The organism is Streptomyces sp. NBC_01296, assembly GCF_035984415.1.
GTDB lineage: Bacteria > Actinomycetota > Actinomycetes > Streptomycetales > Streptomycetaceae > Streptomyces.
Map to the genome: position 1 here is coordinate 5797002 of NZ_CP130720.1, position 14509 is coordinate 5811510.

13 protein-coding genes are annotated in these 14509 nt (G+C 73.9%); 4 read left to right on the forward strand and 9 right to left on the reverse strand.

Features of this window, described 5'->3' with window-relative positions:
- Positions 1 to 32: 32 nt before the first annotated feature.
- The 3 genes from nirD to OG299_RS26350 are packed head-to-tail and all read right to left on the reverse strand — an operon-like array spanning position 33 to position 4224.
- On the reverse strand, positions 33 to 377 hold the full coding sequence (gene nirD / locus OG299_RS26340) for a nitrite reductase small subunit NirD (protein ID WP_266629434.1): 345 nt from the start codon (positions 375 to 377) through the stop codon (positions 33 to 35).
- Complete coding sequence (gene nirB, locus OG299_RS26345; RefSeq protein ID WP_266629436.1) at positions 374 to 2926, reverse strand: nitrite reductase large subunit NirB; 2553 nt, start codon at positions 2924 to 2926, stop codon at positions 374 to 376. Before nirB ends, nirD begins: the two co-directional genes overlap by 4 nt.
- A gap of 2 nt (positions 2927 to 2928) precedes the next feature.
- On the reverse strand, positions 2929 to 4224 hold the full coding sequence (locus OG299_RS26350) for an NAD(P)/FAD-dependent oxidoreductase (RefSeq protein WP_327362818.1): 1296 nt from the start codon (positions 4222 to 4224) through the stop codon (positions 2929 to 2931).
- Between the two features lie 168 nt (positions 4225 to 4392).
- Between OG299_RS26350 and OG299_RS26355 the strand changes: the two genes are divergently transcribed.
- Together OG299_RS26355 and OG299_RS26360 are read left to right on the forward strand one after the other, a co-directional pair.
- Entirely contained in the window at positions 4393 to 6021 is a 1629-nt protein-coding gene (locus OG299_RS26355) for a ferric reductase-like transmembrane domain-containing protein (RefSeq protein ID WP_327362819.1), read from the forward strand.
- Between the two features lie 37 nt (positions 6022 to 6058).
- Positions 6059 to 6835, forward strand: a complete 777-nt coding sequence (locus OG299_RS26360) for a sulfite exporter TauE/SafE family protein (RefSeq protein ID WP_266629445.1) — start codon at positions 6059 to 6061, stop codon at positions 6833 to 6835.
- A gap of 33 nt (positions 6836 to 6868) precedes the next feature.
- On the opposite strand, the gene OG299_RS26365 is transcribed toward OG299_RS26360, so the two are convergent.
- The 3 genes from OG299_RS26365 to OG299_RS42795 all read right to left on the reverse strand — a co-directional run bounded on the left by OG299_RS26365 (position 6869) and on the right by OG299_RS42795 (position 8757).
- Positions 6869 to 7489: a class F sortase gene (locus OG299_RS26365; RefSeq protein ID WP_327362820.1), complete on the reverse strand. Its 621-nt coding sequence runs from the start codon at positions 7487 to 7489 to the stop codon at positions 6869 to 6871.
- Between the two features lie 139 nt (positions 7490 to 7628).
- Positions 7629 to 8171: a GVDTG sorting domain-containing protein gene (locus OG299_RS26370; protein ID WP_266629449.1), complete on the reverse strand. Its 543-nt coding sequence runs from the start codon at positions 8169 to 8171 to the stop codon at positions 7629 to 7631.
- Positions 8172 to 8376: 205 nt separating this feature from the next.
- On the reverse strand, positions 8377 to 8757 hold the full coding sequence (locus tag OG299_RS42795; protein ID WP_442817532.1) for a hypothetical protein: 381 nt from the start codon (positions 8755 to 8757) through the stop codon (positions 8377 to 8379).
- Positions 8758 to 9036: 279 nt separating this feature from the next.
- On the opposite strand from OG299_RS42795, the gene cutA reads away from it, so the two are divergent.
- Positions 9037 to 9414 carry a divalent-cation tolerance protein CutA gene (cutA, locus tag OG299_RS26380; protein ID WP_442817533.1) on the forward strand — a complete coding sequence of 126 codons (378 nt, stop codon included), beginning with the start codon at positions 9037 to 9039 and terminating at the stop codon, positions 9412 to 9414.
- Positions 9411 to 9830, forward strand: coding sequence for a gamma-glutamylcyclotransferase family protein (locus OG299_RS26385; RefSeq protein WP_266629453.1), 420 nt, complete (start codon positions 9411 to 9413; stop codon positions 9828 to 9830). The genes cutA and OG299_RS26385 overlap by 4 nt, the downstream gene beginning before the upstream one ends.
- 3 nt (positions 9831 to 9833) lie before the next feature.
- Here OG299_RS26385 and dnaG read toward each other — a convergent pair whose 3' ends face one another.
- From dnaG to OG299_RS26400, 3 genes are all read right to left on the reverse strand, one after another.
- The gene (dnaG, locus tag OG299_RS26390; protein WP_327362821.1) at positions 9834 to 11744 is read right to left on the reverse strand and encodes a DNA primase; all 1911 of its coding nucleotides are present in this window, start codon (positions 11742 to 11744) and stop codon (positions 9834 to 9836) included.
- A 34-nt stretch (positions 11745 to 11778) separates the two neighbouring features.
- On the reverse strand, positions 11779 to 13053 hold the full coding sequence (locus OG299_RS26395; RefSeq protein ID WP_327362822.1) for an NAD(P)/FAD-dependent oxidoreductase: 1275 nt from the start codon (positions 13051 to 13053) through the stop codon (positions 11779 to 11781).
- A gap of 93 nt (positions 13054 to 13146) precedes the next feature.
- Positions 13147 to 14487, reverse strand: a complete 1341-nt coding sequence (locus OG299_RS26400; RefSeq protein WP_327362823.1) for a deoxyguanosinetriphosphate triphosphohydrolase — start codon at positions 14485 to 14487, stop codon at positions 13147 to 13149.
- Positions 14488 to 14509 lie beyond the last annotated feature (22 nt).

Sequence of the window (14509 nt, forward strand, 5' to 3'; positions counted from 1 at the left end):
GCCGCGCCCCCGCCGAGCCCGTCGCTCCCTCGCTACGCCACCGCGGCGGAGGTCACGGCGGTCCGCACCGGATAGGTCCGGACCGCCGCCTCCTCGTCGTCCAGGCAGCGCCCCGTGGCGAGGTCGAAGCGCTGCTTCAGCAGCGGCGAGGCCACGAACGGCTTGCCGTCGATGCACCCGACCAGCCCCCGCGAGAGCACGGCCGCCCCGGTGAACGGGTCCTGGTTGTCGATGGCGTACATCCCGCCCGAGCGGCCGATGAACACCGCGGCCTGGCTCCCGTCGGGCAACAGGACCGCCACCCCCCGCCCGGGGGTCAGGTCGGACAGCTCGCACACCGTCAGCCAGCCTTCGGCCACGTGCAGTTCCACGGTCATCGCGTGCCTCCCACGGCCTCGAGCGGCCGGATGTTGAGAATGGTCAGGTCGGGCTTGACCTGGTCGCGTTCGGGGACGAACTTCACCGTCGGGTCGGGGGCGCCCGGCGCGTTGACGAAGGACACGAACCGGCGCAGCCGCTCCGGGTCCTGCAGCGTCTCGGCCCATTCGTCGCGGTAGTGCGACACGTGGTCGGCCATCAGAGACTCCAGCTCCGCGCACAGCCCGAGGGAGTCGTGCACGACCACGTCCCGCAGGTGGTCCAGGCCGCCCTCCAGCCGGTCCAGCCAGGTCGAGGTGCGCTCCAGCCGGTCCGCCGTGCGGATGTAGAACATCAGGAACCGGTCGATGAGCCGGACCAGTTCGGCGTCGGACAGGTCCTGGGCCAGCAGGTCCGCGTGGCGCGGGGTGGCCCCGCCGTTCCCGCCGACGTACAGGTTCCAGCCGGTAGCCGTCGCGATCACCCCGAAGTCCTTGCTCTGAGCCTCCGCGCACTCGCGCGCACAGCCGGACACCGCCGACTTGAGCTTGTGCGGGGCGCGCAGGCCCCGGTAGCGCAGCTCCAGGTCGATGGCCATCCGCACGCTGTCCTGGACCCCGTACCGGCACCAGGTCTGGCCGACGCAGGACTTCACCGTGCGCAGCGCCTTCCCGTACGCGTGGCCGGACTCGAACCCGGCCTCGACGAGCCGGGCCCAGATCCGCGGGAGCTGGTCGACGCTGGCGCCGAAGAGGTCGATGCGCTGGCCGCCGGTGATCTTCGTGTAGAGCCCGAAGTCGCGGGCGACCTCGCCGATCACGATGAGCTTGTCGGGGGTGATCTCGCCGCCGGGGATGCGCGGGACGACCGAGTACGAGCCGTTGCGCTGCAGGTTCGCGAGGAAGTGGTCGTTGGTGTCCTGGAGGGCGGCCTGCTCCCCGTCGAGGACGTATCCGCTCGCGCCGAGGGTGGGGGCGAGCGAGGCGATGATCGAGCCGACGGTCGGCTTGCAGACCTCGCAGCCGTCTCCGCCGCGGGCCGCCTCCCGGCCGTGGCCGTCGAGGAGCTGCTCGTACGAGGTCAGCCGACGGGTACGGACGATCTCGTAGAGCTCCGCGCGGGTGAAGGGGAAGCAGTCGCACAGCCCTTTGTCCGTGGGCGCGGGCAGCAGCTGGCCGATCACCTTGAGGCAGCTGCCGCAGCCGGTGCCCGCCTTCGTGCACTGCTTGACCTCGGGGAGCGTGGCGCAGGCGGTGATCGCCTTCTTGGTGACGTTGTGGCAGGAGCAGATCACCGCGGAGTCGGGGAGCGCGGAGGGGCCGAGCGCCACGGGCGCGCCGAGGCCGGCGGGCAGGACCAGCTGGTCGGGGCTGACGGGCGGGACGCTGCCGGTGAGCGGGCGCAGCAGGCCGTACGAGTCGGCGTCGCCGACCAGGACCCCGCCGAGCAGCACCCCGTCGGGGGAGACGACCAGCTTCTTGTAGACGCCGGAGCGGGAGTCGGAGTAGACGACGTCGAGGCTGCCCTCGGTGGCGCCGTGGGCGTCGCCGAAGGAGGCCACGTCCACACCGAGCAGCTTCAGCTTGGTGGAGAGGTCGGCGCCGGTGAACTCCTTGTCGCGGCCCAGGAGGTCCTCGGCGGCGGTTTCGGCCATCTCGTAGCCGGGGGCGACCAGTCCGTAGACGCGGCCGTCGGTGGCCAGCGCGCACTCGCCGATGGCGTAGACGCGCGGGTCGGAGGTGCGGCAGCGGGCGTCGACGCCGATGCCGCCGCGCTCGCCGACGGTCAGGCCCGCGTCGCGGGCGAGCTGGTCGCGGGGGCGGACCCCGGCGGAGAAGACGACGAGGTCGGTGTCGACGGTGGAGCCGTCGGAGAGCCGCATCCCGCTGACGTGGCCGTCCTCGCCGATGACGACCTCCTGGGTGCCGACGCCGGTGTGGACCGTCAGCCCCATCGACTCGATGGTGCGCAGCAGCGCCGCGCCGCCGCCGTCGTCGACCTGGACAGGCATCAGGCGCGGGGCGAACTCCACGACGCGGGTGGCGAGGCCGAGACCCTTGAGGGCGCCGGCCGCCTCCAGCCCGAGGAGCCCGCCGCCGACGACCGCGCCGCGGGTCCGGGTCTTCGCGTACTCCTCGATCGCGAACAGGTCCTCGATGGTGCGGTAGACGAAGCAGCCGGGGGCGTCCTTGCCGGGGACGGGCGGCACGAAGGGGTAGCTGCCGGTCGCCAGGACGAGTACGTCGTACGGGAACACCTGCCCGGAGCGGGAGGTGACGGTACGGGCGTCGCGGTCGATGGACTCGGCGGGGTCGCCGAGGTGCAGCTCGATCCCGTGCTGCTCCATGAAGCCGGCGGGGGTGAGGGAGAGGTCCTCGGGGGTGCTTCCGGAGAAGTACGAGGTGAGGTGCACCCGGTCGTAGGCCGGCCGGGGCTCCTCACAGAGCACGGTGATCCGGTGCGTGGCCGTGGCCCCGCGCTCGGCGAGTGCCTCGAGGTAGCGCTGGCCGACCATGCCGTGGCCGATGAGCACGATGGCGGGAGTGGGCGTGGGCGTGGCTGCGGCCATGATCAGGAGCCTCCGTCGTCGGTGAGCAGGTGGAACAGGTCGGTCAGGTCCTCCGCGTCCTCCCAGCTGCGGGCGAGGGCGCCCACACTGGAGAGTTCGCCGAGGAGGACGCCGCCGACGAGGCGGTCGCCGCGGACGACGACCTTCCGGTAGGTCCGGCGGGTGGCGTCGGCGAGGCGGACCACGTCGTCGCCGGGGAGCGGGGTGGTCTCGCCGAAGGCGGCGAGATCGAGGGGCCCGGTGCCGGCTCCGGCGCCCCCGGGGGTGGTGAGGGTGAGGCGGGTGAGGGCGCGGGTTCCGGTGTAAGCGGGGGCGGCGGCGGTGGTGCCCGTGGCGCCGGTGAGCTGCGCGGCGAGGGCGTCGGCCTGCTCCAGCGCGGGGCCCGCGAGGCCGTACACCCGGCCGGCGTGCTCGGCGCAGTCGCCGATGGCGTGGATGCGGGGGTCGCCGGTCCGCAGCCGGTCGTCCACGACGATCCCGGTGCGGACCTCGAGCCCGGCGGCGAGCGCGAGCCCGGTCCGGGGCCGCACGCCGCAGGCGAGCACGACGACATCGGCATCGAGCCGGTACCCGTCGGCGAACTCCACCCCGGTGACCTGCCGTCGGCCGGTGTCCTGCGTGGTCGTCAGGCCGCGGACCCGGCATTCCGTGTGGATCTCGATGCCGAGGGCGGTCAGGTGGGTGTGCAGCAGCGCCGAGGCGTCCGCGTCCAGCTGGCGTTCCATCAGCCGTTCGCCCTGCTGGGCCAGGACCACCTGGGCGCCGCGTTCGGCCAGGGCGCGGGCCGCCGAGACGCCGAGGAGGCCGCCGCCGATCACCACCGCGCGCACGCCCTCCCGTACGGCCACGGCGGCCGACAGGGCCAGGCAGTCGTCCATGGTGCGGAACGCGTGGACCCCGTCGGGCAGTTCCCGGCCCTCCGGTTCGAACAGCCCGCGCAGCGGCGGGAGGACCGCGTTGGAGCCCGTGGCCAGGACCAGCGTGTCGTACCGCTCCGTGCTGCCGTCGTCGCAGCGGACCGTCCGGTCGGCGCGGTCGATGCGAACCGCCCGGACACCGCGCCGCAGCGCCCGCCCGGGAGCCGGGAGGGCGGTCACCTCCGGTGCGTACCGGCCCGCGAGCACGTCCGCCAGCAGGACCCGGTTGTACGGGACGTGCGACTCCTCGCCGAGGACCGTCACATCCGTACCGCCACCGGCACCTGCGCTTGTGCCTGCGCCCGCGCCCAGCCGCGCAGCGAGCCGCAGGCCCGCGAGGCCGCCGCCGATCACCACCACACGCTGCTGCTCCGATGTCATGGCATGAGCGTGCGCGGCCGCTGTTTCCCCGCCGCATCGCCGTTGTTACCCGGACGGAACGCGCACCTCAGCGCCCGGGTTAAGGGTCGGTGAGGCGTCCCTCAAGGGCGGTTTAAGGATCGGTTCGGGCAGGTCAGCGGCCCTCGGGCGGCCCTCAGCGTGATCCGCATGCGAGATGCGGCGATGGGGGTCAGGGGCGGGATGCTGGGCGGGGCGGGGGTGGTGGCGCTGCTCTGGGCGGCCCAGGTGCGTCCCTCCGCCCGGCTCGACGCGCTGTTCGCGACCGCCGCCCACCTGACCGGCCTGCTCGCCGGGTACGGGGTGCTGGTGCTGCTCTTCCTGATGGCCCGGGTGCCCGCCGTCGAGCACGGGGTCGGCGCCGACCGGCTCGCCCGCTGGCACGCCCTGGGCGGCCGGCACGTGTTGCTGTTCTGCTTCGGGCACGCGCTCTTCGCCCTGTGCGGATACGCCGCCCACCAGGGCGTCGACGTGGTCTCCGCCGTCCGGGAGCTGTTCGGCTACCCCGCGGTGGCCGCCGCTTTCGCCGGGACGGCCCTGCTGGCCGCCGTCGGGGTGAGCTCCGCCCGGGCCGTACGCCGCCGGGTCAGCCACGAAACCTGGCGCGGGGTCCACCTCCTCGTCCATCTCGCCGCCTCCCTGGCCTTCGGCCACCAGCTCGCCGGGCCCGATCTCGCCCTGGCCGGCTGGTTCTGGGCCCTCGCCCACGCCACCGTCGCCGTCCTGCTGCTCTGGTACCGGGCCGTGGTCCCCGTACGGCAGGCCCTGCGGCATGCGCTGCGGGTGGGCGAGGTGCGGGTCGAGGGGCCCGGGGTGGTCTCCGTCGTCGTGTACGGGGAGCACCTGGCGGAACTGCGCGCGGAGCCGGGCCAGTTCCTGCGCTGGCGGTTCCTGCAGCGCCGCCTGTGGCACACCGCCCTGCCGTTCTCGCTGTCCGCGCCGGTCCAGGGCCGCGCCCTGCGGATCACCGTGAAGGCGCTCGGCGGGCACTCCCGCCGGATCCGCCGGCTGCGGCCCGGGACCAGGGTCATCGCCACCGGGCCGTTCGGTGCGCTCACAGCCGCCCGGCGGACCCGGCCCAAGGTGCTGCTGATCGCGGGCGGGGTCGGCATCACCCCGATGCGGGCGCTGTTCGAGACGCTGCCCGGCGGGCCGGGGGAGATCACCCTGCTCTACCGGGCCGGGGCCGAGGAGCACCTCGTACTGCGGTCCGAGCTGGAGGCCATCGCCGCCGAGCGGCAGGCCGGGCTGCACTACCTGCTCGGGCCCTCGGACGCCTGGGGCACCTCCCAGCGGAAGCTGGGGGAGATCCGCTGGCCCCGCAGGCGCTGCTCGCGCTGGTGCCGGACCTGGCCGGGCACGACGTGTACCTCTGCGGGCCGCCGGGGATGGCCGAGGTCACGCAGAGCGCGCTGCTGCGGGCCGGGGTGCCGGCCGCACGCATCCATTCCGAGTGCTTCAGCTTCTGACCCCGACCTGCATCCGAGAGGCCGCCGCGCCATGCGCCATCCGCTGCACGTTCCCCTGTCCGTACCGGTCGGGGCCGTTGCATTCGCCGCTCCCGCTCCCGCTCCCGCTCTCGTTCCCGCTCCCGTTCCGCCGGCCCGCAGGGCGCAGGCCCGCCGCCGCAAGCCGCGCCGGCTCGCGGCCGGGCTGGGGCTGGCCGGTGTGCTGGCCGCGACCGTGCTGACGGCGACGGTGGACCCGGCGGCTCCGGTGGCTCCGGACCGGGTACCGGCCCGGGAAAGCTCAACCTTTGCGCAAGTTTCCGGGGATTGATGGGTCCTGCACCGATCGGCTTCATAGGGTCGTGGGCGTGCCTGACATATCAATGACGATGATCATCGTGCTGTGCGTGGCCGCAGCCGCGGCCGGCTGGATCGACGCGGTGGTGGGCGGCGGCGGGCTGCTGCTCCTGCCCGCCCTGCTCCTCGGCCTGCCGAACGCCCACCCCGCCGCCGTGCTCGGCACCAACAAGGCCGTGGCCATCGTCGGCACCACGGGCGCGGCGGTGACGTACGTACGCAAGGCCCCGGTGGACGTGAAGCTCGCCGTCCGGATCGGCCTGGCCGCGCTCGCCGGCTCCATGGGCGGCGCCGCGCTGGCCGGCGGGATCAGCAAGGACGCCCTCCGCCCGCTGATCATGGGAGTGCTCGTGATCGTCGCGGGCGTCGTGATCTTCAAGCCGGGCTTCGGAACCGCACCCTCGGCCGCGCCCGTCAGCCGGCAGCGGGTGCTCCTCGCCATCGGGCTCGCCGGCCTCGGCATCGGCTTCTACGACGGGCTCATCGGGCCCGGCACCGGCACCTTCCTGGTGCTCGCCCTCACCGCGCTGCTCCACCTCGACCTGGTCACCGCCTCCGCCACCGCCAAGATCGTCAACTGCTGTACGAACGCCGGGGCGCTCGCGATGTTCGCGTACCAGGGCATGGTGCTGTGGCAGCTGGCCGCGCTGATGGCGGTGTTCAACCTGGCCGGCGGCATGATCGGGGCCCGGATGGCGCTGAAGAAGGGGAGCGGGTTCGTCCGCGGCGTGCTGCTGACCGTGGTGGGCGCGCTGGTGATCAAGCTCGGTCTGGAGCAGTGGGGCTGACCGGTCCGACCGGTCCCCGCTCGCCGCTGCCTGCTAGTACGTGCCGGTCAGGTGGGCGAAGACGACCACGTTGCCCCGGTAGCCGGTACGCGGCGAGAAGCCCCCGCCGCAGGTGATCACCCGGAGCTCGGCCCGCGGCGAGGGCCCGTACACACGGGTGTCGGGAAAGTGCTCGGCGTCGTAGACCTCGACCGCGTGGACGGTGAACACGGCCGTGCGTCCGTCCTCGCGCGGCACCTCGATCGCGGCTCCGCGGTGCAGTGCACCCAGGTGGTAGAAGACCGCCGGGCCGTCGGCGTGGTCGACGTGCCCGACGACGACGGCGGTGCCGACGGCGCCGGGGGTGGTGCCGTCCCGGTACCAGCCCGCCAGGTCGCGGCGCGCGGGCGGGGGCACCTCGATGCTGCCGTCGCGCCCCAGGCCCAGCCCGGTCAGCGGGGCGTCGACCCGGATCGACGGGATCCGGATCCGGGTCGGCGGGGATCCGGGGAGCGGGTCGATGCTGCCGGGGTAGCTCGCCCGGCCGCTCAGCGCCTCTGCGGGGGAGGGCAGCGGGGGCCCGACGGACTGGCCGGATCCGCTGCCGACGAGCCAGATGCCGACACAGGCGGTGAGCGCGACGAGCCCGCCGCGGCCGGCCTGGCCTCTGCCCATGGGTGCCCCCTGGCTGTGTTCCGGGTCCGTGTTCCGTGTGGCAGGCCGTCGCCCGGCCCCGCGAACGGGGGGACCTCGCGGGGCGGGCGACGGGGGACGGTACCGGTCGGACCGCGGCCGCAGCCGCGGTGGGCGCCCGTCAGCTCCGCGTGCCGCTCGCCCGGCGACGCAGGAGCCAGGTACCGCCGACGGCGGCCGCGGCCAGCACGGCCGCTCCCGCCGTGATCTTGGTGGGGTTGACGGTGGTGGTCGTCCCGCCACCCACCCCGGTGTGGACGTGGCCCTGCGGGCCGCGTTCGGTGACGACCAGGTCGCCGGTGGCGAACTTGCCGTCGGCGCAGGTCGCGCCGATGTTGTAGGTGCCCGGGCGGGTGCCGCGGGCGATCTGGAACTGCCCGATGACCACCTCTTTGTGGGTGCCGGGCATCAGCTTGAAGCGGCCCCCGCCGACGGTGGTGGCATCGCCGTCGGCATGGCTGCCCGGGCCGCACGCGGTGGTGTTCACGGTGACGCTCGCCCCGGGGAGGGCGGATTTCGGCCACACCTCCAGCTTCGCGAAGTCGCCGGGCGCGAAGCCCGCCGTGCCGAGTTCCGCGGCGGCCACCGCGCCCGCGACCGGGCCCGTGAACGCGGCGGCGGTCAGCGCGGTGGCGGTGAGCACGTGGGCGGTGCGTCGGCGCATGGAGACTCCTGGAGACGCGGGGTCGTGTTCCCGAGGAAACCCGGCCGGACCGCGACCCGCCTGCTGAAGTTCCGTCAGATTTGCTCGGCGGGCGACCCTTGCCGCAGGTCACGGCCCCTTGCTTCGGCCGTTCAGGTGACCCACCCCGTCCGGGTGAGGCCGGGCCCGGGCGGGGGTGCGCACGAGGCCCGGGCCCGGGTGGGACTCATCCCGCAGGAAGCGTCACCGTCGCCGCCGCGCCCGTCGGGGCCGGGACAGGGTCACCTGCGCGCCGATCACCTGCGCCTGGCCGCTCCTGGCGGCGGACGTCCGTACGGACCGGGGCCGGGCAGTCCGCCCCGACCACCTCCGCCGCCACCCCCGCCCGCCGGGTGATCGCCGCGACCAGCGGACCCAGCACGTGCACCCCCAACTGCGCCTCCTCCCGGCGCGCGTCCAGCCGCGCGACCTCCAGCAGGTCCTCGGTCAGCGTCCGCAGCGCCGCGACGCGGTCCCGGACCAGCTCCGTCGGCCGCCCCGCCGGCAGCAGCTCGGCCGCGGGTGCAGCCCCGTCAGCGGCTGGGCGGAGACGGGCGGCGCGGCTCACCGGCGCCGAGCCCTCCGGGTGCGGCGCAGCCGCCGACGGCGAGTGCGTAGGTGCAGGCGCACAGGAGGACGGCGGTGAGCTGTCGGGTGGGTCTCTTCATGAGGGGCCAAAGGGGTTCGAGCCAAAGGGGGTCCCGGAGGGCAAACCGACGGTAGACGGCGACGGTCACGGCCACCGAGAGGTTGTGCAACAGCGGTGCGTACGGTGGAAGGGCGCAGGCAGACTCGGGGCCAAGGTCCCGGACCGCGCGCTGTCCGCCGTAACCGAGGGAGGGCTCCCGTGACATCAGCCGATCGGCCGTCGCCGTCGCCGCCACCGACGCCGTTGGATCCGGAGCTCGGGGTGCTCACCGTCCTGACCACGGTGGACTCGGCGGAGGCGGCCGCGGCGGTCGCCCGCGGTGCGGTGGAGGCGCGGCTGGCCGCCTGCGCGCAGATCTCCGGGCCGGTGACCTCCGTCCACCACTGGAAGGACGCGCTGGAGACCTCCCAGGAATGGCAGGTGCTGTTCAAGACCACCACGGCCGCCTACCCGGCCCTGGAAGCGCGGCTGACCGCCGGGCACCCGTACGACACGCCGGAGATCATCGCCACCCCGGTGGTGCGGGGCAGCGCGGACTACCTGGCGTGGGTCGCGGAGGAGGTGACGGCCGGATGACCGCCGAGCTCCCCTTCTTCGTCTACGGCACCCTGCGCCCGGGGGAGGTCAACCACGCCCTGTTCCTGCGGGGCCGCACGGCCGCCGAGGAGCCCGCGCGGCTCCCGGACGCGCTCCTCTACGACGGTCCCGGCTACCCGTACGCCGTCCAGCACCCGGGATCGGAGATCGTCGGCGAGCTGGTCACCCCGGCGCCCGGCGCGTACGGGAGGCTGCTGGCCGAACTGGACCGGCTGGAGGAGTACCACGGTCCCGACCGGCCGCTGAACGTGTACGACCGGGTCCGCCGGGACGCGGTCCGCCCGGACGGCATCCGGATCCCCGCGTGGGTCTACCTGGCGGCCCCGCTGCTGGCCCGCCGGCTGCGCGAGTCCGGCACCGAGATACCGGGCGGCGACTGGTTCGGGCGGCGCTAGCCTCTACAGACCCTCGGCGCCGCGGTTGCGCAGGCGCTGGCCGTACTGCTGGAGCACCCAGAGCTCCTCCTGGACCGCCGCCAGTTGCTCCGGCGGGGCCTGGGGGCCCAGGCGCGACATCGTGCCCTGGATCTCGTGCACCCGGCGGTCGACCGCGCGCAGCCGGACCTGGACCAGCTGGACCCCCGCGTACACCTCGTCCACCGTCTTGGCGTGGATGGCCTCGACCGCCAGCTCGGTGACGAGCGCGCGGACCGTGTCGTTCGGCGCGGCGTCGCGGACCCGGGCCAGGTAGTCGTCGGTGCCCAGCGAGGCGCCGCCCGCGGCCTGGATGGCCTCGCGGACCGCCGCGTACGGCGGGGCGGTGAACTCGTCCGTCCCGTACGCGTCGAAGGCCGGCGAGACCAGGGCCGGCCGCTGCAGCGCCAGCTTGAGCAGCTCGCGCTCGGTGCGGTGCGCCGGGCTGCGCAGGTTCAGCGCCGGTCCGCCCGCCGCCGGGGCGGAGGGCGCAGCCTCGTGCGACGACTGCGAGGACCGGCCGCGGCCCTGCTGCTGCCCGCCGGGCTGGTTGCCCCGATCGCGCGCCCAGCGCGCCAGCTGCGCGACCCGCTTGACGACGAACTGCTCGTCCCGGATGCCGAGCATCCCCGCGAGCTGGACCGCCGACTCGTGCTGGATCGCGATGTTCTTGATGTTGGCGACGACCGGGGCCGCCTCGTCCAGCGCGGCCGCCCGGCCCGCCGGGTTCTCCAGGTTGTGCCGGGCCACGATGTGCCGCAGCGCGAACTCGAACAGCGGGGTCCGCGCCTCCACCAGGCCGGACACCGCGGCGTCCCCCTGCGCCAGGCGCAGGTCGCACGGGTCCATGCCGCCGGGGGCGATGGTGATGGAGGTTTCGGCGGCGAACTTCTGGTCGTCCTCGAAGGCGCGCAGCGCGGCCTTCTGGCCCGCCGCGTCCCCGTCGAAGGTGAAGATCACCTCGGCCGTCGCGTTGTCCATCAGCAGGCGGCGCAGGATCTTGATGTGGTCGCCGCCGAAGGCGGTGCCGCAGGTCGCGATCGCGGTCGTGACCCCGGCCATGTGGCAGGCCATCACGTCCGTGTAGCCCTCGACCACCACGGCCCGCGAGGTCTTCGCGATCTCCTTCTTCGCCAGGTCGATGCCGTACAGCACCTGGGACTTCTTGTAGATCGCCGTCTCGGGGGTGTTCAGGTACTTCGGCCCGTTGTCGTCGTCGCGCAGCTTGCGCGCGCCGAAGCCGACCACCTCGCCGCTGATGTCGCGGATCGGCCACATCAGCCGGCCGCGGAAGCGGTCGATGGGCTTGCCGCTGCGGCTGTCCTGGGCCAGGCCGGAGGTGATCAGCTCCTTGTCGCTGAAGCCCTTGCCGCGCAGGAAGCGGGTCAGGTGGTCCCAGCCGGCCGGGCTGTACCCGACGCTGAAGTGCTCGGCGGCGGCCTGGTCGAAGCCGCGCTCCGCGAGGAACCTGCGGCCGATCTCCGCCTCGGCGCTGCCCAGCTGCTCGACGTAGAACTGGGCGGCCGCCTTGTGCGCCTCGACGAGCCGGATGCGCTCGCCGCGGCCGCTGGTGCCGGCGGTGTAGCCGCCCTCCTCGTACCGCAGGGTGATGCCGGCCTGCCCCGCGAGGCGCTCGACCGCCTCCGAGAACGACAGGTGGTCGATCTTCATGATGAAGTCGAGGGTGTCCCCGCCCGCCTGGCAGCCGAAGCAGTGGTAGAGACCCTTGCTGGGGCTGACCTGGAAGGACGGGGACTTCTCGTCGTGGAAGGGGCAGAGGCCCTTGAGGTTGCCGCCGCCCGCGTTGCGCAGTTGGAGGTAGTCGGAGACCACGGCGTCGATCGGGACCGCGTCCCGTACCGCCTTCACGTCGTCGTCGTTGATCCGTCCTGCCACCCGTGAAGTCTACGGCCGGGCGCCGACAAACCCGTCAGGCCCCCTCGGCCGGCAGCAGGGAGTCAAGCGGAATCGACGGGTCCGCCAGTGCCTCGCGGTTGACCTGCGCCTTCGACCGGATCAGGGCCTGGATGTGCTCGGTGACATCCCACACATTCACGTTCATTCCGGCCAGCACCCGCCCCTCCGACAGCCAGAACGCGATGAACTCCCGTTTGGCCACGTCGCCGCGGATCAGCACCTGGTCGTAGCCGCCCACCGGGGCGTACCCGGAGTACTCGAGGCCCACGTCGTACTGGTCGGAGAAGAAGTACGGCACCCGGTCGTACGACACCTCCTGCCCCAGCATCGCCCGCGCCGCGGCGGGGCCGCCGTTGAGCGCGTTCGCCCAGTGCTCCACCCGCAGCCGGGTCCCGAGCAGCGGATGGTGCGCGGCGGCCACGTCCCCGGCGGCGAACACGTGCGGATCGCTGGTCCGCAGCGAGGCGTCCACGGCGATGCCGCCGCCGTGCTGCCGGTCGACCAGGGCCAGCCCGGAGGTCTCGGCGAGCGCGGTCCGCGGCGCGGCCCCGATCGCCGCGAGCACGGCGTGCGCCGGATGCTCCTCCCCGTCGTCGGTCCGGGCCGCGAGCACCATGCCGTCGTGCCCGACGATCTCGGTGAGCCGCGCACCGAAGTGGAAGCGGACCCCGTGCTCGGCGTGCAGGTCCCCGAAGAGCCGGCCGACCTCCGGGCCGAGCACCGCGTGCAGCGGGGTGGCCAGCGGCTCGACCACCGTGACCTCGGCCCCGTACCCGCGGGCCGCGGCGGCGACCTCCAGGCCGATCCAGCCGGCCCCCGCGATCAGCAGATGGCCGTTGTCCCGGCCCAGGGTGGCCAGGACGCCCTTCAGCCGCTCGGCGTGGGCGAGCCGGCGCAGGTGGTGCACCCCGGCGAGTCCCGTGCCCGGGATGTCGAGGCGGCGCGGTTCGGCCCCGGTGGCCAGCAGCAGCTTGTCGTAGTGCAGCGCCGTGCCGTCGCCGAGGACCACCTTCCTGGCCTCCCGGTCCAGGTGGACCGCGGGCTGGCCGAGGTGCAGCTCGATGTCGGACCGGGCGTACCAGGACGGCTCGTGGACGAAGACGCTGTCGCGCTCCTCCTTGCCCTGGAGGTACCCCTTGGACAGCGGGGGCCGTTCGTAGGGATGGTCGCGCTCGTCGCCGATCAGGATCACCCGCCCCGTGAACCCCTCGGACCTCAGCGTTTCGGCCGCCTTAGCTCCGGCGAGCCCTGCGCCGACGATGACGAATGTCCGGTGTGCGTCGACCACCTGATGCCTCCTCATAACCTCTCCGCCACATGCGACCACATGCGAGCGTCCCGCACTGAGCCTGCCGCGTGAAGGGGGAGTGGCCCGATCGGCTCACCCTTCGGACCGGCGCGTGCGCCGCGTGAGCCGGGCGTGCAGGGAGCGCGCAGAGGCGTCCGTGAGCGCCGCGATCTGGTCGATGACCGCGCGTTTGCGGGCCTTGTCGTCGGGCGCGGTGTCGAAGATCGCCCGGAACTGCGGGTCCAGTCCCTCGGGTGCGCGGGCGCTGAGCGCCTCGGCGAGTTCGGCCAGGACGATGCGCTGGTCGGCGCGCAGCCGCTCCTGCTCGTCGCGCTGCATCACGTACAGGTCGGCGACGGCCTTGAGGACCGCGCACTCGTTGCGCGCCTCGCGCGGGACGACCAGCTCGGCCGCGTACCGGGTCAGCCGGCCGGAGCCGTACGCCTCGCGGGTGGCGCCCTCGGCGGCCAGGCAGAACCGGCCGATCAGCTGGCTGGTGGCGTCCTTGAGGCGGGCCTGGGCGACGGCGGAACCGTCGTACCCGTGCGGCCACCACTCCTGCTCCATCAGCCGGTCGAGGGCGCCCCGCAGCTCCTCCGGCTCGGTGTCGGCCGGCACGTACCGGCCGATCGCGACCCGCCAGATGGCGGTGCGCTCGGGTTCGGCGAAGAGGAGGTTGGGGTCGAGGTGCCCGGCGTGCAGCCCGTCCTCGAAGTCGTGGACGGAGTACGCGACGTCGTCCGACCAGTCCATCACCTGGGCCTCGAAGCACTTGCGGTCCGCGGGCGCGCCGCGCCGCAGCCACTCGAAGACCGGCAGGTCGTCGTCGTACGCGCCGAACTTGACCGAGTCGGGGTCGGTGGGGTGGCCGCCGCGGGCCCACGGGTACTTCGTGGCGGCGTCCAGGCAGGCCCGGGTGAGGTTGAGCCCGACGCTGACGAGCTCGCCGGTGGCCGGGTCGGGCACGAACCGCTTCGGCTCCAGGCGGGTCAGCAGGCGCAGCGACTGGGCGTTGCCCTCGAAGCCGCCGCAGTCCTTGGCGAACTCGTTCAGCGCCTCCTCGCCGTTGTGCCCGAAGGGCGGGTGGCCCATGTCGTGCGAGAGGCAGGCGGCCTCGACGAGGTCGGGATCGCAGCCGAGGGCCGCGCCGAGCTCGCGGCCGACCTGGGCGCACTCGAGGGAGTGCGTCAGCCGGGTGCGGGGGCTGGCGTCCCAGTCGTACGAGCGGCTGCCGGGGGTGACCACCTGGGTCTTCCCGGCGAGGCGGCGCAGCGCGGCGGAGTGCAGGACACGGGCCCGGTCGCGCTGGAAGGCGGTCCGGCCGGGCCTTTTGTCGGGCTCGGCGGCCCAGCGCTCGGTGTCGGAAGCGTCGTAAGGGCCGTTCGGGTCGAGGTGACGGACGGGTGCGCTGGCGGTGCCTTCCATGCCTTCCATGCTCAGACGGTAACCGGAAGCA

Bases quoted from the DNA above. Each gene is read 5' to 3' on its own strand.
- OG299_RS26365 (WP_327362820.1), bottom strand. From the start codon at position 7,489: ATGGGCAGAGGCCAGGCCGGCCGCGGCGGGCTCGTCGCGCTCACCGCC.
- nirD (WP_266629434.1), bottom strand. From the start codon at position 377: ATGACCGTGGAACTGCACGTGGCCGAAGGCTGGCTGACGGTGTGCGAG.
- nirB (WP_266629436.1), bottom strand. From the start codon at position 2,926: ATGGCCGCAGCCACGCCCACGCCCACTCCCGCCATCGTGCTCATCGGC.
- OG299_RS26385 (WP_266629453.1), top strand. From the start codon at position 9,411: ATGACCGCCGAGCTCCCCTTCTTCGTCTACGGCACCCTGCGCCCGGGG.
- OG299_RS26370 (WP_266629449.1), bottom strand. From the start codon at position 8,171: ATGCGCCGACGCACCGCCCACGTGCTCACCGCCACCGCGCTGACCGCC.
- OG299_RS26400 (WP_327362823.1), bottom strand. From the start codon at position 14,487: ATGGAAGGCATGGAAGGCACCGCCAGCGCACCCGTCCGTCACCTCGAC.
- OG299_RS26350 (WP_327362818.1), bottom strand. From the start codon at position 4,224: ATGACATCGGAGCAGCAGCGTGTGGTGGTGATCGGCGGCGGCCTCGCG.
- OG299_RS26355 (WP_327362819.1), top strand. From the start codon at position 4,393: ATGCGAGATGCGGCGATGGGGGTCAGGGGCGGGATGCTGGGCGGGGCG.